This window comes from Nitratireductor sp. L15S-10 (assembly GCF_045011005.1).
GTDB lineage: Bacteria > Pseudomonadota > Alphaproteobacteria > Rhizobiales > Rhizobiaceae > Nitratireductor.
The window spans coordinates 2,318,322-2,340,178 of record NZ_CP120674.1 but is presented as its reverse complement, the minus strand read 5'-3'; the positions used below and the strand labels follow the sequence as shown (position 1 = coordinate 2,340,178).

Here is a 21,857-nt window from a genome sequence, read left to right as displayed (position 1 = left end):
CTAGAAATCCGTAGGCGCACCGCCCTCTCGGATACGGCGCTCGACGAACTCGTTAAGCTCGTCGCGAATTGCTTCCTCCATCGGCGGAAGCTCGTACATGGCAAGCCGCTCCTTCCAGAGCCGGTTGGCGTGATCGATCGCGGTGGGAGAGCCGGCCTGCGCCCAGGTCTCGTAATTGCGCCAGTCCGAGATGATGGGAGAATAAAAGGCCGTCTTGTAACGCGCCTGTGTGTGCGGGGAGCCAAAGAAATGTCCGCCTGGGCCGACATCGCGGATGGCATCGACACCAAGCGCGTCTTCCGACAGATCGAGCGGTTGCAGAAACTCGGCCACCATCTGCAGCAGGTCGATGTCGAGCATCATCTTTTCATAGGAGCAGCACAGCCCGCCTTCGAGCCAGCCGGCGGCATGTTTGACCATGTTTGCGCCGCCCTGAATGACACCCCAGAGCGAAAAAGTACTTTCATAGGCGGCCTGCGCATCGACCGTATTGGCGGCACAGACATTGGAGCTCCGATAGGGGATGCCGTAGCGCCGGGCGAGCTGTCCTCCCAGAAGCTGGGCTTTCATGTATTCGGGCGTGCCGAAAGCCGGCGCCCCGGAGCGCATGTCGACATTCGACGTGAAGCCGCCATAGCCGACGGGAGCGCCCTTGCGGACCATCTGCGCAAAGGCGATTGCGGCAAGAGCCTCGGCATTCTGCTCGACCACGGCACCGGCGATGGTGACTGGGGCCATCGCGCCAGCCAGTGTGAAGGGTGTGATGATGACGGCCTGTCCGTGGCGGCTCATCTGGATGATGCCTTCCATCATCGGTACGTCGAGCCTGAGTGGCGAGTTGGTGTTGATAATGGTGAAACAGGATACCTCGTTGGCAAACTGCTCGGCGCTGACCCCGCGAACGATCCGGGCAATTTCCAGACCGTCGAGATTGCGTTCACGCCCCAGCGAATAGATGTGGAAGGCCTTGTCGGTCAGGGTGGCGATGTCGCGCAGGCACTCCAGGTGCCGGGTGGAGGGGTGAATGTCGATGGGTTCGACCGGATAGCCCCCCTGACACTGGATGATGTTGTGCATCTGTGAGAGCTTGATGAAATTCCGAAAATCCTCCTGATTGCCCGGTCTGCGGCCGCGGTCGAGATCGGAGCAATTGGGCGCGGACGCCATCTGCGCGAGAATGAGGCTGTTGCCGCCCATATGGAGATTGTGCGCCGGGTTGCGTGCGTGGACCTCGAACTCGGATGGGCAATGAGCGATGTAGTCGAGGATCAAAGCGGGATCGAAATGAACGCGCTGGGTATCGGCGCGCACATCGGCGCCATGGGCTTTCATGATCGCGCGCGCTTCGTCATGAAGCACCTCGACGCCGATCTCGCTCAACACGCGTAGCGAGGCCAGATGTATGGCTTCAAGCTGGTCTTCAGAAACGATGCGCGTGGGCTCGAACGGGTTGACCAGGCGACGAAAAGGGGGCTGTTCGAAATGTGACGTGCTGGCGCGCTTTGCGGCACGCCCGCCGCGCCTCGAGCGGGCGGAGCCGGGATCAGCGGTTGCGAGGTCCTGCGTCATGGGCATCCTTCGTGACTGCTGCACATTCTCGATGATGGAGCCAAGATCGGCGGGACACGGCAGGGCTGGCGACCTGTAGCGTCAGAGATGCGACATATTCGCCGCCGCGCGGGTGGGGCGGTACGGGCAATCCTGCTTGAACAGCGCAGTCGTGTGCGGCTAGAGTCTCCTCATGAAGCACCGTGCGACCCACGAACATGGCATCTTGCCGGCGACCAAACCGTCGCCGCGTACGCGGCACGCGGAATTGCTGCGGCTTTGTGCGCGCATCGGATATTCGCCTCCGGCTTCTGTTTGAACGAGGCTCCGGCGTTGCCGGATCATTTCAAGCAGAAGAGGCCAAACTCATGACCTATCAGAATTTTTCGCTGAAGCAGCTTCAGACAATGGACGCTGCGCACCATTTGCATCCATTCACCGACCACAAGGATTTGCGGGCCGCCGGTTCACGCATCATCACCCGTGCCGATGGGCCTTTCGTCTATGACATGGAGGGCAACGAGATCCTCGACGGGATGGCCGGCCTTTGGTGCGTGAACATTGGCTACGGGCGCGATGAGCTGGCCGAAGTGGCCTATGAACAGATGAAGGAGTTGCCATATTACAATTCCTTCTTTCGCTGCTCGACGCCTTCACCGGTGCTGCTTTCGCAGAAGCTGGCGGAGATTGCGCCGGAGAACATCAATCAGGTCTTTTACGGGTCGTCCGGCTCGGAAGCCAATGACACGGCGCTGCGGCTGGTGCGGCATTATTGGGCACTTGAGGGCAAGCCGGAAAAGAACCGCATCATTTCGCGCAACTGGGCCTATCACGGCTCCACCGTTGCGGCGACGTCGCTTGGCGGCATGGGGGCCATGCACGGGCAGCTCTATGGCGCCGTGCCGAACATCGACCACGTGATGCCGCCCTATGCGTTTGATCTGAGGGAAGCGGGCGAGAGCGACCATGATTTCGGATTGCGCGCAGCCAAGGCAGTTGAGGATGCAATCCTCGCGGCTGGGCCGGAGCACGTTGCAGCCTTCATCGGTGAGCCGGTGATGGGCGCGGGCGGCGTCAAGATCCCGCCGGAAAGCTACTGGCCGGAGATCGACCGCATCTGCCGGAAATATGACGTGCTCTTGATGCTGGACGAGGTGATCACCGGCTATGGCCGTACGGGCGAGTGGTTTGCTGCCAGGCGGCTCGGTCTTCAGCCAGACACGATCACGACAGCCAAGGCCCTGACGTCCGGATATCAGCCGCTTTCAGCACTTCTGGTTGGTGATCGGATTGCCGAAACGCTGGTCAAAAAGGGCGGAGAGTTCTTCCATGGCTACACCTATTCGGGGCATCCGGTAGCCTGTGCGGTGGCGCTGAAGAACCTGGAAATCATCGAGCGGGAAGGGCTGGTAGAGCGTGTGCGCACCGACACTGGCCCTTATCTCGCCGAAGCATTGCAGGCGCGCCTCGGCGACCATGGTATTGTCGGCGAAGTGCGTTCCTTCGGCCTTATGGCGGCAATCGAGATCGTCTCGGGCAAGGAAGCCCGCAAACGTTTTCCCGGTGAAGGGGCCGCCGCTTCATGCGTGCGCGACCACGCTATCGCGGGCGGCATGATGATGCGGGCCGTTGGAGACACGATGATCCTGTCACCACCCTTGATCTGGACGCGCGAAACCATCGACATGGCCTGCGACCGTATTTCTGTGGCATTGGATAAGGCCGAAGCGGAGCTTCGTAAAAGCTGACGATCCAACAAGGAAAAACCGCGTGTCTTCGGGCGGGAAGAGACGCGGTTTTACATCACTCGAATACTTCTCTTCGCCATTACGCAACACTGCGAAGAGTTCCCGTACCGGTACGCGAGACCTGATCCGGCGTCGGGGAGGCTTCAAAGCCGCCTCGACGTCATTTCTAGCCGCTCATGGTTACCGGGAAGTTAGCGCGAAGTATAAAATCGCTTTTTTTTGCCGGCATTCTATATTTTCAGCTTTGCTTGCCGCGCAGGAAATTGATGATCCCGGAGAAATCGGAGCCTTCGTGCCCCATGGCGTTGAACAGCGTATAGAGCTGGGTGGCCTCCGCGCCGAGCGGAGTGGCAGCGCCGGCGCTCTGGGCGGCTTCCTGTGCCAGTTTCAGATCCTTGAGCATCAAGGCTGCCGCAAAGCCTGGCTTGTAATCGCGGTTGGCCGGGGAGGCAGGCACCGGACCAGGCACGGGACAATAGCTTGTCAGAGACCAGCACTGGCCCGAGGATGTGGAGGCCACGTCAAACAGCGCCTGATGGGAAAGGCCGAGCTTCTCGGCCAGAACGAAGGCTTCGCCCACGGCGATCATCGAAATGCCGAGGATCATGTTGTTGCAGATTTTCGCGGCCTGACCGGCGCCGCCATCACCGCAATGGACGACGCGCCCCGCCATCGGTTCGAGAATCGGACTGGCCCTGGCGAATGCGTCCGCCGAGCCGCCGGCCATGAAGGTGAGGGTGCCTGCTTCCGCTCCGCCCACGCCGCCGGACACCGGCGCGTCTATGGAAAGAAGCCCGTGCTCGGAGGCAATGTCATGCGCCTTGCGGGCTGACTCCACATCGATGGTGGAGGAATCGATCAGGAGCGCACCCTTGCGGGCCTTCGCAGCAATGTCGGCATAGACGGACAGCACGTGTTTGCCGGCAGGCAGCATGGTGATAACGACGTCCGCATCCTTCACCGCCGCCGCGGCACTGGCCATGACCGTGACGCCGTTTCGCGTGGCGGTTTCAAGATTTTCCGTGACAAGGTCGAAACCCAGTACCGTATGCCCTGCCTTGACGAGATTGGCGGCCATGGGGTTGCCCATATTGCCGAGACCGATGAATGCGATGCTTGCCATATATTCCTCCCGGGAGCGGCGATGCGGTTTCGGCGGCGGGATCAGCTCCGGCCGACCAGATGCCTTGCAATGATGAGGCGCATGATCTCGTTGGTGCCTTCGAGAATCTGGTGAACGCGCAGGTCGCGCACCAGTTTTTCGACGCCGTATTCATGCAGATATCCATAACCGCCATGCAGCTGGAGCGCGTCGTTGGCGATTTCGAAACAGGTGTCGGTGACGAACCGCTTGGCCATGGCCGACCATTTTGAGGCGTCCGATGTCTTGGCGTCCAGCTTGGCTGCAGCGGTGTAGAGCATCATCCGTGAGGCCTGCAGATTGGTTTCCATGTCGGCAAGCTTGAACTGGAGCGCCTGAAAGCGATTGATAGCCTGCCCGAACGCCTCGCGTTCGCTCGTGTAGGCAAGGGCCTTGTCGAGCGCGGATTGGGCGCCACCCAGCGAACAGGCGGCGATGTTGAGACGCCCGCCATCAAGCCCGGCCATGGCAATGCCGAAGCCGGCGCCCTCATTGGACAGAAGGTTTTCGGCAGGCACCTTACAGTCCTCGAAGATCACCTGGCGGGTCGGCTGCATGTGCCAGCCCATTTTGAACTCGGCCGGGCCGAAGGAAAGGCCGGGCGCATCCTTTGGGACGACGACCGTGGAAACGCCCTTGGGACCGTCTTCGCCGGTGCGCACCATGGCGACATAAATGTCGTTTTCGCCAGCACCCGAAATGAACTGTTTGGTGCCGTTCAGCACGTAGTCGCCGCCGGACTTGACGGCCTTGGTCTTGAGGGCGGCGGCATCAGAGCCGGAACCGGGTTCGGTCAGGCAATAGCTTGCGAGCCATTCCATCGAGGTGAGTTTCGGCAGGAAACGCTGGCGCTGTTCCTCGTTGCCGAATGTGTCGATCATCCATCCGGCCATGTTGTGGATGGAGATGAAAGAGGAAAAGCCCGGACAGGCGGCAGCAAGGGCCTCGAATATCAGCACCGCGTCGAGCCGGCCGAGCGCCGAGCCACCGACATCGTCGCGCACATAGATGCCGCCGAACCCCAGCGGACCGGTCTCGCGCACCACATCGGCGGGAAAATACTTTTCACGGTCCCAGTCGAGTGCGTGCGGGGCGACGCGATCGGCGGCGAAGCTCTGCGTCATTTCCTGAATGGCGCGCTGGTCTGCGTTGAGCCCGAATTGCTCCGCAGCCTGTGAAACGCTGGCGTCCATAACGTCCTCCCGAAATGGAATTCCTTCCCTGATCGAGCAGTTTAGTGCATTGAGTGGACCGCGCAATGCGAGGTGTGGCACAGGCGCTGTGCATCAAACGCGGTGAGGATTTAGACAGGATGACCATGGCGCGCGCGATCATGCTGCAGGGTACGGGCTCGGATGTGGGCAAATCGGTGCTGGTGGCCGGGCTCTGCCGTATGGCGAAACGACGGGGGCTCAAGGTTCGCCCGTTCAAGCCGCAGAATATGTCGAACAATGCGGCCATCGCAGCTATTCCCGGATCCAGCGAAATGGGAGAGATAGGGCGGGCGCAATGGCTGCAGGCTTTGGCCTGTGGGGTTGCGCCGACCGTGGACATGAACCCGGTGCTGATCAAGCCGGAGAGCGACACGGGCGCGCAGCTTGTGGTGCAGGGGCAATCACGTGGTTCGGCGCGGGCGCGTGACTATCAGCGCAGCAAGGGTGCATTGATGGCGCCTGTGATGGACTCCTTTGAGCGGTTGCGCAAGGAGGCCGACCTGGTGATTGTCGAGGGAGCCGGATCGCCGGCCGAGATCAATCTGCGCGCACGCGACATCGCCAATATGGGCTTTGCCACGCAGGCCGATGTGCCTGTTGTTCTGGTGGGGGACATCGACCGGGGTGGGGTGATCGCGGCGCTGGCCGGCACCCATCTCATTCTCGACGAAGCCGACCGGCGCATGATCGTCGGCTATATCGTGAACAAGTTTCGCGGCGACCTCTCGCTGTTCGATGACGGGATCGCCGCCATTCACCGGTTCACGGGCTGGCCGTCCTTCGGCGTCGTGCCGTGGCTTGCAGAAGCGCATCGGCTTCCGCCGGAGGATTCCGTCACACTGGCGCGGCGCTCGAGCCCGCTACCGGCAAAGCTCAAGGTTGCGGTGCCGATGCTTTCGCGGATCGCCAATTTTGACGATCTCGATCCGCTTTCCGCAGAACCGGAAGTGGAGGTGGTGTTCGTACCGCCGGGCGAACGGCTACCGCGCGATGCAGAATTGATCGTGCTGCCGGGGTCGAAGTCGACCATCGGCGATCTGGCGTTTCTGCGCCGTCAGGGCTGGGACGAGGATCTCAAGGCGCATCGGCAACGCGGTGGACACATTGTCGGTCTATGCGGCGGATATCAAATGCTCGGCCGTAGCGTCGAGGATCCGGAAGGGTTTGAGGGAACGGCAGGCCGTGTCGAGGGGCTCGGGCTGCTTGATGTGGAAACGGTCATGCAGCCGCAGAAGGCGCTGCGCGAGGTTGAAGCCGTCTCACGCCCATATCTGGTGTCGATCAGCGGCTATGAAATCCACATCGGTCGGACCTTTGGGGCCGACTGTGCCCACCCAGTCGCCATGATCGGCGACAGGGCGGAAGGTGCCATGAGCAGGGACGGCCGGGTATTGGGAACCTATCTGCACGGGCTGTTCAGTTCCGATCCGTTTCGGGCCCGCTTTCTCAGTGAGTTCGGCATACAGACCGGTGGCGCGGGTTATCGTCTACAGGTCGAAACCGCGCTCGGCGACATCGCGCAAAGACTGGAGGAGCATCTCGACTGCGACGCTCTGTTGGCAGCCGCACGCTGAAACTATTCTGCGGTCGGGCTTTCATGCGCCTTGGGCCAGTAAGTGCCAAAACACCAGATATTGCCCTCCGGGTCGGCGCAGATGAAATCGCGGCTGCCGTACTCCGTGTCGCGGAGACTCTGTAGGGTTTTCGCGCCGGCGTTCTTTGCCCTGGCAAAGAGCAGGTCCGTGTCGTCCACCGCCACATAAGTGGACTTTCCACCCGCCTGGCCAGCTGTTCCAACGAGATCACCATAGGCATCGGCCGCCGCTTCACCGACCATGATCATGGATGATCCAAGAGCAAGTTCGGCATGGACAATGCGACCGTCGTGCTCGTGCTGGGCGTGAACACGGAAGCCGAACGCTTTCTCTAGCCACGCGATCATGCGGGCGGCATCACGGTACCGAAAAGTGGGATAGATGCGAGGCGCTTCAAACGAGGCGAACTGGTTCATGATGGTCTCCGTTTTGTTTACGCAGCAGCTTGGCAGCGACACACGGACCCGTCTTGAAGAAATGTTACCGCCGATCAGCGCACCGGCGCCTCCACCCGGATGGAGTCTCGCCGCAAAACTCCAGAAATTCGCGGCTCATATGAGCCTGATCGGAAAATCCGCACTCCTGTGCAATATCGGCCCAGGAGCGCTGACCTGTCATCGCGAGGCGACGCACATGATGAAATCGCACCATGCGCGCATAGGTTTTGGGAGCAATGCCGACATTACGGCGGAATATCTCGTTGAGATGTTTACGGCTGCAATCGAGTTCGGCTGCAATCGTGGTGATGGACACTGTTCCCTGGCTTGCGGCGATGTGACCGATAGCCGTAGCGGCTTGTCGGTCGGATGGGGGCTGTTCAAGCAAGCGCCGGTAGACAAGCGTTTCGACGAGATCGAGGCGACGCTCCCAGTTGGGCTCTTCCTCCAGACGGTCACGCAATCGGTGGGCAGGCAGCCCGAGGATATCGTCCAGCGGAATCATACGGGCAGCAAGTTCACTCATGGGCACGCCGAAAAACCTGCGTGCACCGGTCGGGGTGAAGTCGACCTGAACACAGGCGCTCTCGCCACGGGAATCGATGATCGCCGGGCCGGCAAAAAGACCGGATGTGAAGCAACCGAACCGTTCATGCTGTTCCGGCACCCTGCCGAGCGCAATCGCAAAGGAGGATGAGAAACTGAAAATAAGGGGAACGGCCAGAGAGGCAGCCTCGATCTGGCGAAAGTGTCCCTTTTTCCTTTCTGCATAACCGGTAATGCCAAGCACGGCATCGCAGAACGCCGGCTGCGGACGACGGTGGCGCAGGAAAAAACAGTCAGGATCCGGCGGGAGAATCTCTGCCGCCGTGGTCAGACCCGGTAGTCCTGAACCATCATACATCCAGGCACGATACTGCCGCCCGCCGCATCTGAAAAGACGGTCAGAAGCCCTTCAGCACTGCGCCTCCGGCAAGAAGAATATAAGCCAGGCTCAAGATCCAGAATGACGGGATCGGCACGAAGGAGAGGAGGTTCAACGCCGCGAGAAGCGCAATCACGGCGATCACGAGGCTGAGAAGAAAGACGAGCTTTGAGGGTGCATTGAGTGTCATGGGTATCCCCGGTCAGGTTTAAGCAGGGGTACGTTAAAGCTCGTCGCAACTTATAGGCCAATATATCGCAGAAGCGGGTTGTTGCCGTCCATAAGAAGCCTTGTTGCCAATGCCACACAGACGAGAACAAGAAGAGGCTTGATAATACGCGCGCCCTTTTTCATTGCGAAAGCAGCACCGATCCGGGCTCCGGCAATCTGCGCCAACCCCATGATCAGCCCGACCTTCCAGGCGATGGCGCCAACTGCGGCAAACGCTGCAAAGCCGCCAACATTGGACGCGAAGTTGAGAAATTTGGTATGCGCCGTCGCCTTAAGCAGGCCCTGTCCGGCAAGGCCAACAAAAGCGAGCATGAAGAACGACCCCGTTCCCGGGCCAAATGCGCCATCGTAAAATCCCAGAAGCGGGGCAATGGTGAGACCAAACAGGAATGGTGAGATGCGTTGGGCACGATCGATATCGTTCAAATTCGGCTTGAACGCGAAATACAGCGCAACGGCTATGAGCAAAAATGGAAGCATACCACGCAACAGTTCGGCTGGCAGGACAGTGGCCACAAGCGCGCCGGCGATGGACGCGAGAAATGAGAAGATGGCGGGAAAAATCTGGCTTGAAACGCGCACGTGACCGGCTTTCGCATAGGCATAAACAGCCGCGCCGCTCCCAAACATCCCCTGCAGCTTGTTTGTACCCAGCGCAAGCACGGGCGGGAACCCGGCGAGCAGCAATGCAGGGATGGTGACCAGGCCACCGCCGCCGGCGATCGCGTCCATAAAGCCGGCAAAGAAAGCTGCCAGCGCCAGCAGCAGGAGAATTTCGAGACTTGCTTCAAACATATTCAGGGGGTAGCCAGCGATGAGATGGCTTCTTGCAGCACAAGCGGATGGAGACCGCAAGGTGAATTGATGATTGTACATGAAGCTTTGTGCTGTGGCGCTATGGATAGGGAATGAACTTGACGACGACGCGCGGCAAAGCAGTCTGGAAGTGTCCGAATTGAGCTCTGTCCCGCCGGCGGAGCTGTCTGAGAATGTTTTGCGCAGTTTTGCGGGAGCGCGGCGGCGCTTTGGTGTCGTGGTAATGGGGCAGGGAACCGGGAGAAAGCCATGTTCGCATCGGCAGAATCCGATGCAGATGCAGGAGGGCATGCGATGACAGCCGCCATGAACGCAATGGCTGCCGAAGTGCTTTTGTTGCTGCGGCTGGCTTTGACCGACGAGGCCGTGGGGCCGCGGGAGGCAGCTGTTCTGCGCCGCTTCGCCGCCAGCGCCCTTAAACTCTCCGAAGAAGAGGTCGCAGAAATCATGTCTGCGTTAGTGGACCTAACGTCGGAAGCCGAGATCATGCAGGCCAGAATGAATCTGCGACAGTTGAGCCATGCAAGGCGGCTTATCCTTGCAGAAACCCTGTTTGAACTGGCAATGCGCGATGCCGAACTCTGCTGTCGGGCCGAGCGGCTTACAACACGCGTCTGTGACGTCCTGGCACTTGGTACTGAGGAAGTCGCTCATCTCTCGCGCTGATTTGTGGAACGTTTGCAGCAGCAACGCTTCTAGTCGCCAGTCGCCCGCTGCCGGGTAGCCACAGCCCGTTCCAGATGAGGTGCGGCGGCAACCAGCGCACGTGCTGCTTCCGATTTTGGGTTTTGCAGGACGGTCGCTGTCGGCCCGCTTTCCACGATCCTCCCCTCATGCATGACCATGACATCGTCGGTAATGGCACGGGCAACTGTCAAATCATGCGTGATGAAGAGATAGGTCAGATCGAGACGCTGGTTCAGATCGGCGAAGAGATCGAGCACCTGCGCGCGTATGGATACGTCGAGCGCTGAGACGGGTTCGTCGGCCACGATCAGCTTCGGTCGGGTGATGATGGCGCGGGCAATCGAAATGCGCTGGCGCTGGCCACCGGAAAATTCGTGCGGATATTTATGCATGTCGCCCGCGTTAAGACCCACCGATTCCAGTGCTTCGGCAACACATTCGTGGCGCTGTGCCGCCGTAGGCTTCCGGTCGAGCAGATGCAAAGGCTCGGCAACCAGCCGCTCCACCCGGTGGCGAGGGTTGAACGAGCCATAAGGATCCTGAAAAACCACCTGCATGTTGCGCCTTGCATGGCGAAGCTCGTACTCACTCTTGCCGCCGAGCGTTTCACCGTTCAGCCGGATCTCGCCCGCAGTTGGCCGGTCGAGTGCGAGAATCATGCGGGCAAGGGTCGACTTGCCGCAGCCCGAACGTCCCACCAGGGCAACAGCGTGACCGGGCGCCAGGGAAAAACTGACGTTGTCAACGGCGCGAAAGGGCTCGGGTTTGGAGAAGAGCCCCTTGCGGCGGCCGGGATAATCGCGCGTGACGCCGGAAACCGAAAGCAGAGGCTGCGGTTCTTGCTTTTCGGCCTTCTCCTGTGAACGTGCGCGGGCCGGTACGTGTGTGGAGGCTTCTGCGAGCTGGCGCGTGTAAGGGTGTTTCTGTTCGCTCAAAACCCCGACCGTCGGGCCGCTTTCCATCACCGCACCATTGCGCATCACGCTCACGCGGTCGGCCATGTCGGCAACGACGGCAAGGTCGTGCGAGATGAGCATGAGACCCATGCGATTTTCCGCCACCAGATCGCGCAGGAGATCGAGGATCTGCGCCTGGAGTACGACATCGAGTGCGGTGGTGGGTTCGTCTGCGATCAGGAGCTTGGGTTTCAACGCGCAGGCAATGGCAATGACGACGCGCTGGCGCTGGCCGCCAGAGAGCTCGTGCGGAAAGCGCGAGAGCGGGAATTTGGCCTCGGGCAGGCCGACCCGGTCGAGAATGGCCCGGGCACGGGCTTCGGCGTCCGGGCGATTGGCGCCCGTGTGCCAGCGAATGCCCTCGGCCACCTGTTCGCCAATCGTCTTGACCGGGTTGAGCGCGGTCATCGGCTCCTGAAAGACCATGCCAAGATCATCGCCGCGCAGCCGGCACATGGCCTCTTCGGGGGCTGCCAGAATGTCTACCCCGTCGAAGGTGACGCGGCCCTTCGCGCGGGCGAGCTCCGGCAGGAGCTGCATGACGGTGAGGGCGGTCATGGATTTTCCGGAACCGGATTCGCCAACAACGCCCAGCACTTCGCCCGGGGCGATCCGAAGGTCTATATCTCTGAGAACCGGGTGACCGGCGATCGAGAGCGACAGGTTTTCGATTTCAAGCAGGCTCATCGCTCGCGCCTCAGTCTCGGGTCGAGAAGGTCGCGCAGGCCATCACCCAAAAGGTTGAGCCCGAGCACGGTTATCACGATGGCGAGGCCCGGAAAGACTGCCAGATGCGGGGCAATCATCATGCGGGTCTGCGCCTCGAATAGCATGCGGCCCCAGGAAGGCATGGGAGGCTGCGCGCCAAGGCCGAGATAGGAAAGGCCCGCTTCGGCCAGAATGCCGAGCGCGAACTGGATGGTGCCCTGCACGAGCAGCAGCGCAGCGATGTTGGGCAGGATATGCTCGATGGTGATGAGCGCCTTGCTCTTGCCGGCGGCACGGGCCGCGAGAATGTATTCGCGCGGCCAGATGGAAAGCGCACCCGCGCGCGCCACGCGGGCAAAGACGGGAACGTTGAAAATGCCGATGGCGATGATGGCGTTGATCGCGCCGGGGCCGAAAATGGCGGTGATCATGATGGCTGACAGGAGGGCGGGAAAGGCGAAGACGAGATCGTTGAAGCGCATCAGGATCTCATCGATCAGGCCACCACGGGCCGCAGCCCATGTGCCGAGCGGGACACCGACCCCCATGCCGATGCCGACGGCGACGATGGCAACGGCGATGGAATTGCGCGCGCCAATCATGATCATGGAAAGAATGTCGCGGCCGAGGTGATCGGTGCCGAGCGGATGAGCAAGCGAAAGGCCCTTCATGCGGTCGGCAACGACGAGATGGGTAATGTCGTAGGGTGTCCACAGGAAGGACAGGAGCGCCATCGCGGCAACGAGGACCGTGATGATGGCACCAATCACGAAGGATCGATTGGCAAAGGCCATCTCGAGGAAGTGACGCTCCGGTGGAGGAGAAGGAGGCGGCGCATCCGGGGTCATCGGCGTGTCCTCAGGCGCGGATCGACGATGGCGTAGCCGATATCGACGAGAATGTTGACGGCGATGACCGTGGCGACGAGCAGCATAACCACGCCTTCCACGACGATGAGATCGCGCTGGGTGATGGCCTGGAAGATCAGGCGCCCGAGACCGGGCAGATAAAACACATTCTCGATGATGATGGTGCCGGCAAGCAGAAAGGCGAATTGCAGGCCGAGAATGGTGAGCACCGGGATGAGCGCATTGCGTAGCGCATGATGCCAAAGGACAATGCGGCGCGGCATGCCTTTGGCGCGCGCGGTGCGGATATAGTCCTCGCCGAGCACTTCGAGCATGGCCGAACGGGTGACGCGGGCGAGGATGGCCGCCTGCGGCAGCGCCAGAGCGATGGCTGGAAGAAGAAGGGCTTTGAACCCTGCCCACAGCCCTGCATCCCAGCCCGGAAAACCGCCGGCAGGCACGAGGCGAAGCCATACGGCGAAGAGATAGATCAGGATGAGCGCGAACCAGAAATTGGGGATGGCGACACCGATCTGGGCCGCGCCCATGCTGATTGTGTCAGCAGGCTTTCCGCGCCTTGAGGCGGCGAAAATCCCGACGGGCAGGGCGATTGCCGTGGACAGGAAGAGCGAGATGAGCGCGAGCGGCAGAGACACCAGGACGCGCTCGCCGATCAGTTCGAGCACCGGCGATGAATAGGTATAGGAATTGCCGAAGTCGCCAAGCGCCATGCCGGCAATCCAACCGAAATAACGCAGGAGAACCGGCTGGTTGAGGCCCATTTCCTCACGCAGGGCAGCCAGCGCCTCGGGTTGCGCGTTCATGCCGAGCATCAACAGGGCAGGGTCGCCCGGGACGATTTCCAGAACCAGAAACACCACGGCGGACGCCACTACAAGAGTGACAAGGCCGATGGCGATGCGCTTTGCGAGAAAGGCGAGCATGGTCAGGTCCGGACCTCTCGCGGCCTGTATCGGCCGCGGAAGTCCTTTCGGCCTTTAATCAGACCATTTCACCCCTGTCAGGTCATTGGCCTGAATGGGCGAGTTTTCCCACATGCCCTGAAGCCTGGCGTCCCATACGCCGATCTTGGGAAGCTGGAACATGAAGCCGTTGACTGCATCCTCGGCGATGATTTTCTGGGCCGTCTGATAGAGCTCGATGCGCTTTTCCGGGTCAGCGGTCGCGTCGAGCGCGTTCATGACTTCCTTGAAGGCGGGGTTCTTGTAGTTGAAGTAATAATCGTCGCGAGCGTAGATGTTGATGTCGTTCGGCTCCGTGTGGGAGACGATGGTGAGATCGTAATCCTTGTTCTTGAACACCTGTTCGAGCCATTGCGCCCATTCGACGGGTATGATCTCCAGTTCTATGCCGACCTGGCGCAGCTGCGAGGCGACGACCTGTCCGCCATCGCGCGCATAGGCCGGAGGGGGGAGCTTGAGCGTGGCCTTGAAACCGTCGGGGTAGCCGGCCTCCGCGAGGAGTGCTTTCGCCTTTGCGGGATCGTAGGGATAGGTGGCGGTCAGGTCCACGTAGGCTTCATTGGCGGGCGAGAAATGCGAGCCGATGGGCGTGCCGTAGCCCGAACCATTGCCGGCGATGATCTCTTCCCGGTTGAGCGCGTGGGCGATGGCCTGACGCACCTTGATGTTGTTGAAGGGTTCCTTGCCATTGTTGGTGGACAGGATTGTTTCGCCCTCGGTGGCACCAATGGCAACGACGAAGCGCGGATCATTTTCGATCTGGCTAAGCGCATCGCCGGCGGGCATCTGCGGGAAAGCCTGCACATCGCCCGATAAGAGCGCGGGAATGGCGGCGGCGGCATCGGGAACAACGCGGAACTCGGCCTTTTCAAGCGCAACCGGCTCACCCCAGTAGTCCGGGTTCTTCACCAGCGTGACGGACGACCCCTTGGCCCATTTGTCGAATTTGAAGGGACCGGTGCCGATCGGCTTTTCCTTGTTGGTTTCAGCCGATTCGGGCGCAACGATGACCGCATCGCCCCAGCCCAGATTGTAGAGGAAGGAGCCCTGTGGGGCCGACAGCATGATCCGGATTGTCTGGGGGTCGATTACTTCGACCGTGTCGATGGCCGCAAAGAGTTGTTTTTGCGCATTGGTTGAATTTTCGGCGCGGGCCCGATCCAGCGTGAACTTCACGTCCTCGGCATCAAACGTGGTGCCATCATGGAAAGTCACCCCGGAGCGCAGCTTGAAAGTGTAGGTCTTGCCGTCGTCGGAAACCTCCCAGCTCTCGGCGAGCGCGGGCAAAACCTCACCGTTTCTGCCGATGCGGGTCAGGCCCTGAAAAAGATTGGCGTAAAGGATTTCGTCGATCGCGGCGGCAGCACTGGCGGTGGGGTCGAGATGAGGCGGCTCCAGAACGACGCCGATCACGAGATCGGTGCGGGCAGCCAGGGCCGCCGTTCCTGCAGCCAATAACAGCGTCGCGCCGCCGATAATGGACTTGATCGTGTTCATGTCTCTCTCCCGCAGGGCCGTGTGATTTTTCAGGATTGAAGCGTGATTCAGCGCGGCTGTAAATCACGCATTGAAATGAGGTTTATCGCGGCGGAACGACACCACGCAACAGAACGTCGAGGCTCATCGCCATGACGGTGGCTGACTGCACCATATCTTCGATGCCGACCCATTCGTCGGGCTGGTGGGCAAGGTCGAGAATGCCGGGGCCATAGGCAACGCAGTCATGAAGGTGGCCGATGCGCGAAATGTGCTTCTGGTCGTAGGTTCCAGGTGAAATCACATATTCGGGTTCCTTGCCGAATACCTCGCGAATACCCGCAGCAATGGCGCTCGGCACGGGCGCGTCTTCTTCCGTCATGAGCGGCAGAACCTCCATCAGATCGCGCATTGAGTAGTCGAATTTCGGACGCTCGCGTTTCAGGCGTTCCAGTATGGAGACCACTTCGCCTTTCACCTCCGAAATGTCTTCCTCGATGAGGAAACGGCGATCGATCACCATGCGGCAGGAGTGGGCCACATTGGGCGCGGGGAGCCCGGGGAAAAAATCCTCCGTCTGGCCGCCATGCACCGAGTTTATGTTCATGGTGGAGCGGCGCGCGCCCTCGGGCACGACCGGCATCCGTGTTTCCTTCGCGTCCAGCGCAGGGAACAGCTCTTCCTCGAAGGCATGGAGGAGCGCGCCCATGTGGCGAATGGCCGAATCGCCGAGGAACGGCATCGCACCATGGGCAATGGCGCCGCGCGTCTCGATTTCCGCCCACCACACACCGCGATGGCCAAGACAGATGCGGTCCTTGTTGAGCGGCTCGGGAATGATGACGTGATCCACGCGCGGCTTCGAAAAGAAGCCCTCCCGTGCCAGATAGGCAACCCCGCCAAAGCCGCCGGATTCCTCGTCCGCCGTGCCGGAAATCTCGATGGCACCGGGAAAATCCGGATAGATCTCCAGAAACGCTTCGGCTGCGATGATTGAGGCAGCGAGGCCGCCCTTCATGTCGCAGGCGCCACGCCCGAAAACCTTGCCGTCCTTCACGACGGCGGCATAGGGGTCGACCGTCCAGCCTTCACCGGCTTCCACCACATCGATATGGGAATTGAAATGCACTGTGGCGCCGGGGCTGCGACCCTCGCGCCGCGCGATGACGTTTGTGCGCGGATAGCGGTCTGAATCGCCCGGAGCGCCCACACCCCGGACGAATTGCGTGGCAAAGCCCCTGGCTTTCAGCCGACGCGCAATGTATTCGCAGCACGGCGTATACGCGTCTCCGGGCGGGTTCACCGTGGGAAATCGTATCAGATCGGAAGTGAGTGCGACGAGGTCGTCCGTCCTGCGCCGCACCGCCAAGGCAAGCTGTTCGTTCATGAGGGCAATAGAGCGGCATGTGGCCAGCTTGGCAAGATCGCGCGCGCACGGAAATGTGAAGAGGTAGAACTTGTCGCGCACGAGGCAGTATAGTTCTATTTACCAAGGACATTTGGGGTTTTGTCATGAATTGACGTTAGATGCGTCAAGACAACGGGTAGAAACTTAACACATGTAGCGGGGGGCGCTCATGAAACGGTTTTTCTTTGCATTGGCCTTGGCCGGCCTGTTTCTTTCGGGCGGCGCAACAGAAGGCTTTGCGGCACGGCTCGTGGCCAAAGTCAGCTTGTCGAAGCAGACAATGACGGTCATGCATGGCGGACGCGTGTTGCACCGCTGGCGGGTATCGACCGCGCGTCGCGGCTATGTGACGCCGCGGGGGCAGTGGCGCCCCACCCGCATGCACAAGATGTGGCACTCGCGCAAATACGACATGTCGCCCATGCCCTATTCGATCTTCTACTATGGTGGCTATGCGATCCATGGCACCAATGCGGTGTCGAAGCTCGGGCGGCCTGCCTCACATGGATGTGTGCGCCTGCATACGGCCAACGCGAAGCGGCTTTATTCGCTGGTGCGGAAGGTCGGGCCGCGCAACACGCGGATCGTCGTCACGGATTGAACGTCCGGAGGCAGGCTACATTTCCCACCGCTTGTGGAACCACATCCACTGGCCGGGATCCTCGCGAACCCAGCGCTCCACAACGTCGTTGAGCAATTGAGCGCTGGTATCGATGTCGATCATGCCATCCGCCTGCCTTGGCAGGGCGATCTTGTCTTCCACGATGAGACGATAGCGGCCGCCAGGCAGGCGCTTGCAGCGGGCCGGGTAGACATCGCAGCCATATTGACGCGCAAGTTTGGGCAATAGCGGGTTGGTCTTGCATTCGCGGCCGAAGAAGTGCGTCTTCACGCCCTTGCGGAATTTCTGGTCGACCAGAACGCCGATATTGCCGCCATCGTCCAGAACGCGGGCGAGTTGAAGGGCCGCCCCCGCCTGTGAGGGCACAAGCCCGCCCATGGCGCTGCTGCGGGTTTTCAGTATGTAGTCAGCTACATAAGGATTGTTGGGCGGTCGGAAGAGCGATGTGGTGGCGAGCTCGAAGCGGGCGGCAGCGATCGGCAGGAATTCGAAATTGCCCAGATGCCCGGTGAAGAAGATGTGCGGAACGCCCTTCTCGTCGCGCAGGCGCTTGAAGATCTCAACACCTTCCACCTCGACACGGCCAGGGGTTTCAGCCTCCGGATCGAAATCGAACAGCTTGTCGAGAAACACATACTCGGCTGCAAGACGCGCCATGTTGCCCCACATGTCGAGGGCGATGGTCTCGATCTCGGCTTCGCTCTTTTCGGGATAGGCCTGCCGCAGATTGTCGACTGCCAGTCGATGACGGCCTACTTTGGGCCCGAGTTTGCGGGCGACCTTTTCAGCCAGACCAAGCGCCTTTTCTGGCGGCAGCTTGCGCAGAAGTGTCAGAATACCGATCACCATGCGCGCGGTGAGCCAGTATTCCAGCGTCTTGAGCCGTTTGCCGGTTGAGTAGAGAAAGCGCTTCATGGGGCGCAGGTCAGTCCACGCGCAGGATGATCTTGCCGAACACGTCGCGGCCTTCCATGCGAGAAAGCGCCTTGTCTATATCGGTAAAGCTCACCTCGGTGTCGATGACCGGAGAGCAGAGCCCACGCGCCATCTTCTGCATGGCGTTGGCCATGTTTTCCATGCGGCAGCCGAAGGAACCGAAAATCTTGAGTTGCTGCTGGAAAAGCTGCATCAGGTTCATGTTGGTGGAAACACCGGAGGTGGACCCGCAGGTGACGAGGCGTCCGCCGCGCTTCATGGAAAGGAGCGAGCCTGCCCATGTGTCGGCACCCACATGCTCGAACACCACGTCGACGCCGCGCTTCTTTGTGATCTTGCGCACAACCCCCTCGAAGCGGTCCTCGCGGTAGTTGATCACATGATCGGCACCGAGCGCCTTTGCCTTTTCCATCTTGTCCTCGGAGCCGACCGTGGTGATGACGGTGCAGCCCATGCTCTTGGCAAGCTGGATGGCGGCGGTGCCAATGCCGGAACCGCCGGCCTGAACGAGAATGGTTTCGCCCGGCTCGAGCTTCGCATTGTCGAACAGCATGTGCTCGACGGTGCCGAAGGTGACGGGCGCGACGGCAGCACCGATTTCGTCCACACCGGGCGGTGCCGGGACGAGGAGACGTGCGGGCAGATTGATTTTTTCCTGTGCAAAGCCATCAAGGTGAAAACCGTGCACGCCGGAGACATGTTCGCACAGATTGTCGCGGCCTTCGCGGCAGGGGCGGCACAGGCCGCAGGTGCGTGCGCCATAGATGGAAACGAGCTGGCCTGGAAGCAGATTGCTGACGCCGGGACCAACCGTCTCGACCACGCCGGACGCCTCGGCTCCAACCACAAGCGGCATTTTTCGCTTGGCAAACGCCATGCCGCGCCAGCCCCAGACATCGATGTGGTTAAGGGCGACGGCACGGATCTTCAGGGTCACTTCGCCCTGTCCGGGAGCCGGGGGCGGCGCAAGATCGACTGTCTCAAGCTTGCGATCGGCGACGAGTTGAAGTGCGCGCATAATGAATTCCGATGGTTTCGGGCAATTGAACCCGGTCGATTAGACCGGTTCGCGGGCCATGACAAGGCAGGTGTTCTGTCCGCCGAAGCCAAACGAGTTGGAAAGAACGGTCGAAACCTGCGCTTCGCGCTTCACGTTTGGCACCACGTCAAGCTCGATCGCCGGGTCCGGCGTGTCATAGTTGATGGTGGGCGGAATGATGCCTTCACGCATGGTCATCAGTGAGAAAACGGCTTCGATGGCACCGGCTGCAGAGAGCGTGTGGCCAATCATCGACTTGTTGGAGGATATTGGGGTGGTCTTCATGCGCTCGCCAAAGACGGTGGAAAGCGACAGATGCTCCATCTTGTCGTTCTCGGGCGTCGAGGTGCCGTGCGCGTTGACATATTCGATCTCGTATTCGGCCATGCCGGCGTCCGCAAGGGCAGCGCGCACCGCACCGATGGCGGGCGAGCCGTCGGGCTTTGAACGCGTGCGATGGAAATCATCGGCCTTCTCGCCGCAGCCGCGCATGATGCCGAGGATTTCGGCACCGCGCGCAAGGGCGCTTTCCAGAGATTCGAGCACCAGCGCGCCGGCACCTTCCGCCAGAACGAACCCGCTGCGATCCTTGGAGAAAGGACGCGATGCCTTTTCCGGCGCGTCGTTCTGGGTGGTGAGGGCGGACAGAAGCGAGAAACGGATGAGCGCTTCGGCTGTTGCCGATCCGTCCGCACCGACGGCGAGCGCCCGGTCGCATTCGCCACGACGGATCGCCTCCGCGCCCAACTGGATCGCGGTCGCACCCGACGCGCAGGCAGTCGACATGGTGATGGGCAGTCCGCGTGTTCCGTAGCGCTCGGCAAGCCTGTCGGCGATGGTGCCGAACTGGCTTTCCTCAAAAAGCTCCATGGCGCGGGCTTCCCTTGCTGCTTCGATGAGCGAGGGATTGCCGTTGTGACTACGGGCTTTGGCGTAAAGCGCTAGACGGTGATGCCAGTCTAGCTCGACCGGAGGCGCTGCCAGAAAGAGCGGTCCACCGAAATCGGAGGCGGGCAGACCGGACTGTTCGATGGCTTCCGCGGCCACGAGATCGGCGAGGTGGTGCGTGTGGACGCTCGCCCCTTTCGTGCTCGACGGCAGGAAATCGACCATGCCGGAAATCGTGGTGGCCAGATGATCGGTGGGAAAGCGCGTGATGGGGTGGATGCCGGACCGCCCGTTTATCAGCGCATCCCAGTTCTCTGCGCGGCCCTGGCCGAGAGAGGTGACGACACCCATTCCGGTGACGGCGATAACGGGTCTTCCAAAGCTGTCGGTCGTTTTCACGGGATCGCTTTCTTCAAAATCCTCCGGGCCGACGGGCGTCAGGCCCTTTTTATGAGGCCCATGCCTTCGTAGCAGTGGTAGCCAATGGACGTCGCCAGAACGGTATCGAGGCTACCGTCGAATGCAGCTTCGGTTGCACTGTCGAAGGCCGGGTAGGGGTTGCCATGATGCAGCGCAAGCGCTGCAAGCGCCACTGCAAAGGGAAACTGCGCTTCCTTCATGTGGCCGGTGAGCGTTGAGAAGCCGCGCAGCGCAACGTTGTCGTGACGGGAAAGCGCTTCGCGTTCGGCGGCCGTTGCCGCATCGGCGCCGGATGCGCCCGAAAGAGCCAGAACCGGGGTCTGGGGCAGAGGAAGCCGATCAAGCATCTCTGTGATACCGGCGACCAGCGGTTCACTCCGGCGGCGCGTGCGGCGTGAGACCACCGGTCCCATCGAAGCGTAGGCGTTGCGGCCGCGCTTTTCCGCATGCTCGCGCGATTCCAGAACCAGAAAAGAAGCGCCGGAACCAGTGACCACACCGCCGCCCTCTGCATCTGCGCGTTGCCAGACGGGCTTCCAGTCTTCGCGATGCAGAAAACCGGCCAGTTCATAGGCAAGCAGCATGTCTGAATGCTCGGTCTGGAAGGATGCACCAACCAGAACATGCGAGGATTGTCCGGAGCGGATGCGCGCGGCAGCCGTCTCGATCGCCGAAACACCGGCACCTTCCTCGCCCATGAAGGTGCGGGAAGAACCGGTCACCTTGTGGACAATGGAAATGTTGCCCGCAAGAAGGTTGGAAAGCTGCGCAAGAAACAGCGTCGGCCGCAGCTCGGTGGTGAGCTTCTCGTTTAGCAGGATGTCATGGTCGTCACGCTCGAGCGATGCGGCGAGGATGGCCTCGTCCACGGTCTCGTCACGCTCGCCACCACCGGCAGCCACCACCATGTCCATCGTCGCGCAGAGCGCCTCGTCGTCCTTGAGCCCGGCATCGTCGAGCGCCAGCCCTGCAGCATAGGTGCCAAGGCGCTGCCACGTCTCCATCTGGCGCTGATCCCCGCGGCGGGGGATCTGCTGGCCCCAGTCGATCTCGGGCAGGGGATGAATGGTGTATGGCGCAAACCGGTCCCGATCGAGGACGGGAGAGGGCGTCTTCGCCGTGAGCGCCTGCCAGTGGGCGTCCGCGCCCTCGCCAAGCGAGGAAACAATGCCCATCCCGGTAATAACTACATCGCGCGCGCTCATGCCGCTCCCTTCAACGGTCTACTGTC

General features: G+C 61.0%; 20 protein-coding genes. 4 read left to right on the top strand and 16 right to left on the bottom strand.

Annotated features, from left to right (window positions below; translation table 11 throughout):
- Complete coding sequence (locus tag P2W41_RS11185; protein ID WP_404933176.1) at positions 1–1,569, bottom strand: trimethylamine methyltransferase family protein; 1,569 nt, start codon at positions 1,567–1,569, stop codon at positions 1–3.
- 347 nt (positions 1,570–1,916) lie between these two features.
- On the opposite strand from P2W41_RS11185, the gene P2W41_RS11180 reads away from it, so the two are divergent.
- Positions 1,917–3,296 carry an aspartate aminotransferase family protein gene (locus tag P2W41_RS11180; protein ID WP_292895254.1) on the top strand — a complete coding sequence of 460 codons (1,380 nt, stop codon included), beginning with the start codon at positions 1,917–1,919 and terminating at the stop codon, positions 3,294–3,296.
- 238 nt (positions 3,297–3,534) lie between these two features.
- Here the strand turns inward: P2W41_RS11180 and mmsB are convergent, their stop codons facing one another.
- A complete protein-coding gene (gene mmsB, locus P2W41_RS11175) occupies positions 3,535–4,419 on the bottom strand; it encodes a 3-hydroxyisobutyrate dehydrogenase (protein ID WP_292895257.1) in 885 nt (294 codons plus the stop codon).
- A 41-nt stretch (positions 4,420–4,460) separates the two neighbouring features.
- Positions 4,461–5,630, bottom strand: a complete 1,170-nt coding sequence (locus P2W41_RS11170; RefSeq protein ID WP_292895260.1) for an isobutyryl-CoA dehydrogenase — start codon at positions 5,628–5,630, stop codon at positions 4,461–4,463.
- A 125-nt stretch (positions 5,631–5,755) separates the two neighbouring features.
- Between P2W41_RS11170 and P2W41_RS11165 the strand changes: the two genes are divergently transcribed.
- The gene (locus P2W41_RS11165; RefSeq protein WP_404934972.1) at positions 5,756–7,225 is read left to right on the top strand and encodes a cobyric acid synthase; all 1,470 of its coding nucleotides are present in this window, start codon (positions 5,756–5,758) and stop codon (positions 7,223–7,225) included.
- 2 nt (positions 7,226–7,227) lie between these two features.
- On the opposite strand, the gene P2W41_RS11160 is transcribed toward P2W41_RS11165, so the two are convergent.
- From P2W41_RS11160 to P2W41_RS11145, 4 genes are all read right to left on the bottom strand, one after another.
- Positions 7,228–7,662, bottom strand: coding sequence for a VOC family protein (locus tag P2W41_RS11160; RefSeq protein WP_404933175.1), 435 nt, complete (start codon positions 7,660–7,662; stop codon positions 7,228–7,230).
- A 64-nt stretch (positions 7,663–7,726) separates the two neighbouring features.
- Positions 7,727–8,587, bottom strand: coding sequence for a helix-turn-helix domain-containing protein (locus tag P2W41_RS11155; protein WP_404933174.1), 861 nt, complete (start codon positions 8,585–8,587; stop codon positions 7,727–7,729).
- 40 nt (positions 8,588–8,627) lie between these two features.
- A complete protein-coding gene (locus P2W41_RS11150) occupies positions 8,628–8,798 on the bottom strand; it encodes a hypothetical protein (RefSeq protein ID WP_292895269.1) in 171 nt (56 codons plus the stop codon).
- A gap of 50 nt (positions 8,799–8,848) precedes the next feature.
- Positions 8,849–9,634, bottom strand: coding sequence for a TSUP family transporter (locus P2W41_RS11145; protein WP_292895272.1), 786 nt, complete (start codon positions 9,632–9,634; stop codon positions 8,849–8,851).
- A 270-nt stretch (positions 9,635–9,904) separates the two neighbouring features.
- On the opposite strand from P2W41_RS11145, the gene P2W41_RS11140 reads away from it, so the two are divergent.
- Positions 9,905–10,321 carry a TerB family tellurite resistance protein gene (locus P2W41_RS11140; protein WP_292895275.1) on the top strand — a complete coding sequence of 139 codons (417 nt, stop codon included), beginning with the start codon at positions 9,905–9,907 and terminating at the stop codon, positions 10,319–10,321.
- A gap of 29 nt (positions 10,322–10,350) precedes the next feature.
- Here P2W41_RS11140 and P2W41_RS11135 read toward each other — a convergent pair whose 3' ends face one another.
- The 5 genes from P2W41_RS11135 to P2W41_RS11115 form a co-directional block, all read right to left on the bottom strand.
- Entirely contained in the window at positions 10,351–11,985 is a 1,635-nt protein-coding gene (locus P2W41_RS11135; protein ID WP_404933173.1) for an ABC transporter ATP-binding protein, read from the bottom strand.
- Entirely contained in the window at positions 11,982–12,854 is an 873-nt protein-coding gene (locus P2W41_RS11130) for an ABC transporter permease (protein ID WP_404933172.1), read from the bottom strand. Before P2W41_RS11130 ends, P2W41_RS11135 begins: the two co-directional genes overlap by 4 nt.
- Positions 12,851–13,798 carry an ABC transporter permease gene (locus P2W41_RS11125; protein WP_292895284.1) on the bottom strand — a complete coding sequence of 316 codons (948 nt, stop codon included), beginning with the start codon at positions 13,796–13,798 and terminating at the stop codon, positions 12,851–12,853. The genes P2W41_RS11130 and P2W41_RS11125 overlap by 4 nt, the downstream gene beginning before the upstream one ends.
- Positions 13,799–13,852: 54 nt before the next feature.
- Positions 13,853–15,334 carry an ABC transporter substrate-binding protein gene (locus P2W41_RS11120; RefSeq protein WP_404933171.1) on the bottom strand — a complete coding sequence of 494 codons (1,482 nt, stop codon included), beginning with the start codon at positions 15,332–15,334 and terminating at the stop codon, positions 13,853–13,855.
- Positions 15,335–15,416: 82 nt separating this feature from the next.
- Positions 15,417–16,700 carry an acetylornithine deacetylase/succinyl-diaminopimelate desuccinylase family protein gene (locus tag P2W41_RS11115; RefSeq protein ID WP_404934971.1) on the bottom strand — a complete coding sequence of 428 codons (1,284 nt, stop codon included), beginning with the start codon at positions 16,698–16,700 and terminating at the stop codon, positions 15,417–15,419.
- A 190-nt stretch (positions 16,701–16,890) separates the two neighbouring features.
- On the opposite strand from P2W41_RS11115, the gene P2W41_RS11110 reads away from it, so the two are divergent.
- On the top strand, positions 16,891–17,322 hold the full coding sequence (locus P2W41_RS11110; protein WP_404933170.1) for a L,D-transpeptidase: 432 nt from the start codon (positions 16,891–16,893) through the stop codon (positions 17,320–17,322).
- Between the two features lie 15 nt (positions 17,323–17,337).
- Here the strand turns inward: P2W41_RS11110 and P2W41_RS11105 are convergent, their stop codons facing one another.
- The 4 genes from P2W41_RS11105 to P2W41_RS11090 all read right to left on the bottom strand — a co-directional run bounded on the left by P2W41_RS11105 (position 17,338) and on the right by P2W41_RS11090 (position 21,831).
- Positions 17,338–18,258 (bottom strand): lipid A biosynthesis lauroyl acyltransferase, encoded by a 921-nt coding sequence (locus P2W41_RS11105; RefSeq protein ID WP_404933169.1) that lies wholly within the window; start codon positions 18,256–18,258, stop codon positions 17,338–17,340.
- Between the two features lie 10 nt (positions 18,259–18,268).
- Complete coding sequence (locus P2W41_RS11100) at positions 18,269–19,297, bottom strand: zinc-binding dehydrogenase (RefSeq protein WP_404933168.1); 1,029 nt, start codon at positions 19,295–19,297, stop codon at positions 18,269–18,271.
- 39 nt (positions 19,298–19,336) lie between these two features.
- Positions 19,337–20,557 (bottom strand): beta-ketoacyl-ACP synthase, encoded by a 1,221-nt coding sequence (locus P2W41_RS11095; protein ID WP_404934970.1) that lies wholly within the window; start codon positions 20,555–20,557, stop codon positions 19,337–19,339.
- Between the two features lie 86 nt (positions 20,558–20,643).
- On the bottom strand, positions 20,644–21,831 hold the full coding sequence (locus tag P2W41_RS11090; protein WP_404933167.1) for a beta-ketoacyl-ACP synthase: 1,188 nt from the start codon (positions 21,829–21,831) through the stop codon (positions 20,644–20,646).
- Positions 21,832–21,857: the final 26 nt, after the last annotated feature.

Coding starts and splice junctions, on each gene's coding strand:
- P2W41_RS11150 (WP_292895269.1), bottom strand. CDS start 8,798: ATGACACTCAATGCACCCTCAAAGCTCGTCTTTCTTCTCAGCCTCGTG.
- mmsB (WP_292895257.1), bottom strand. CDS start 4,419: ATGGCAAGCATCGCATTCATCGGTCTCGGCAATATGGGCAACCCCATG.
- P2W41_RS11185 (WP_404933176.1), bottom strand. CDS start 1,569: ATGACGCAGGACCTCGCAACCGCTGATCCCGGCTCCGCCCGCTCGAGG.
- P2W41_RS11115 (WP_404934971.1), bottom strand. CDS start 16,700: ATGAACGAACAGCTTGCCTTGGCGGTGCGGCGCAGGACGGACGACCTC.
- P2W41_RS11160 (WP_404933175.1), bottom strand. CDS start 7,662: ATGAACCAGTTCGCCTCGTTTGAAGCGCCTCGCATCTATCCCACTTTT.
- P2W41_RS11155 (WP_404933174.1), bottom strand. CDS start 8,587: ATGTATGATGGTTCAGGACTACCGGGTCTGACCACGGCGGCAGAGATT.
- P2W41_RS11145 (WP_292895272.1), bottom strand. CDS start 9,634: ATGTTTGAAGCAAGTCTCGAAATTCTCCTGCTGCTGGCGCTGGCAGCT.
- P2W41_RS11165 (WP_404934972.1), top strand. CDS start 5,756: ATGGCGCGCGCGATCATGCTGCAGGGTACGGGCTCGGATGTGGGCAAA.
- P2W41_RS11170 (WP_292895260.1), bottom strand. CDS start 5,630: ATGGACGCCAGCGTTTCACAGGCTGCGGAGCAATTCGGGCTCAACGCA.
- P2W41_RS11100 (WP_404933168.1), bottom strand. CDS start 19,297: ATGCGCGCACTTCAACTCGTCGCCGATCGCAAGCTTGAGACAGTCGAT.
- P2W41_RS11180 (WP_292895254.1), top strand. CDS start 1,917: ATGACCTATCAGAATTTTTCGCTGAAGCAGCTTCAGACAATGGACGCT.
- P2W41_RS11090 (WP_404933167.1), bottom strand. CDS start 21,831: ATGAGCGCGCGCGATGTAGTTATTACCGGGATGGGCATTGTTTCCTCG.
- P2W41_RS11125 (WP_292895284.1), bottom strand. CDS start 13,798: ATGCTCGCCTTTCTCGCAAAGCGCATCGCCATCGGCCTTGTCACTCTT.
- P2W41_RS11140 (WP_292895275.1), top strand. CDS start 9,905: ATGTTCGCATCGGCAGAATCCGATGCAGATGCAGGAGGGCATGCGATG.
- P2W41_RS11120 (WP_404933171.1), bottom strand. CDS start 15,334: ATGAACACGATCAAGTCCATTATCGGCGGCGCGACGCTGTTATTGGCT.
- P2W41_RS11130 (WP_404933172.1), bottom strand. CDS start 12,854: ATGACCCCGGATGCGCCGCCTCCTTCTCCTCCACCGGAGCGTCACTTC.
- P2W41_RS11110 (WP_404933170.1), top strand. CDS start 16,891: ATGAAACGGTTTTTCTTTGCATTGGCCTTGGCCGGCCTGTTTCTTTCG.
- P2W41_RS11105 (WP_404933169.1), bottom strand. CDS start 18,258: ATGAAGCGCTTTCTCTACTCAACCGGCAAACGGCTCAAGACGCTGGAA.
- P2W41_RS11135 (WP_404933173.1), bottom strand. CDS start 11,985: ATGAGCCTGCTTGAAATCGAAAACCTGTCGCTCTCGATCGCCGGTCAC.
- P2W41_RS11095 (WP_404934970.1), bottom strand. CDS start 20,557: ATGGGTGTCGTCACCTCTCTCGGCCAGGGCCGCGCAGAGAACTGGGAT.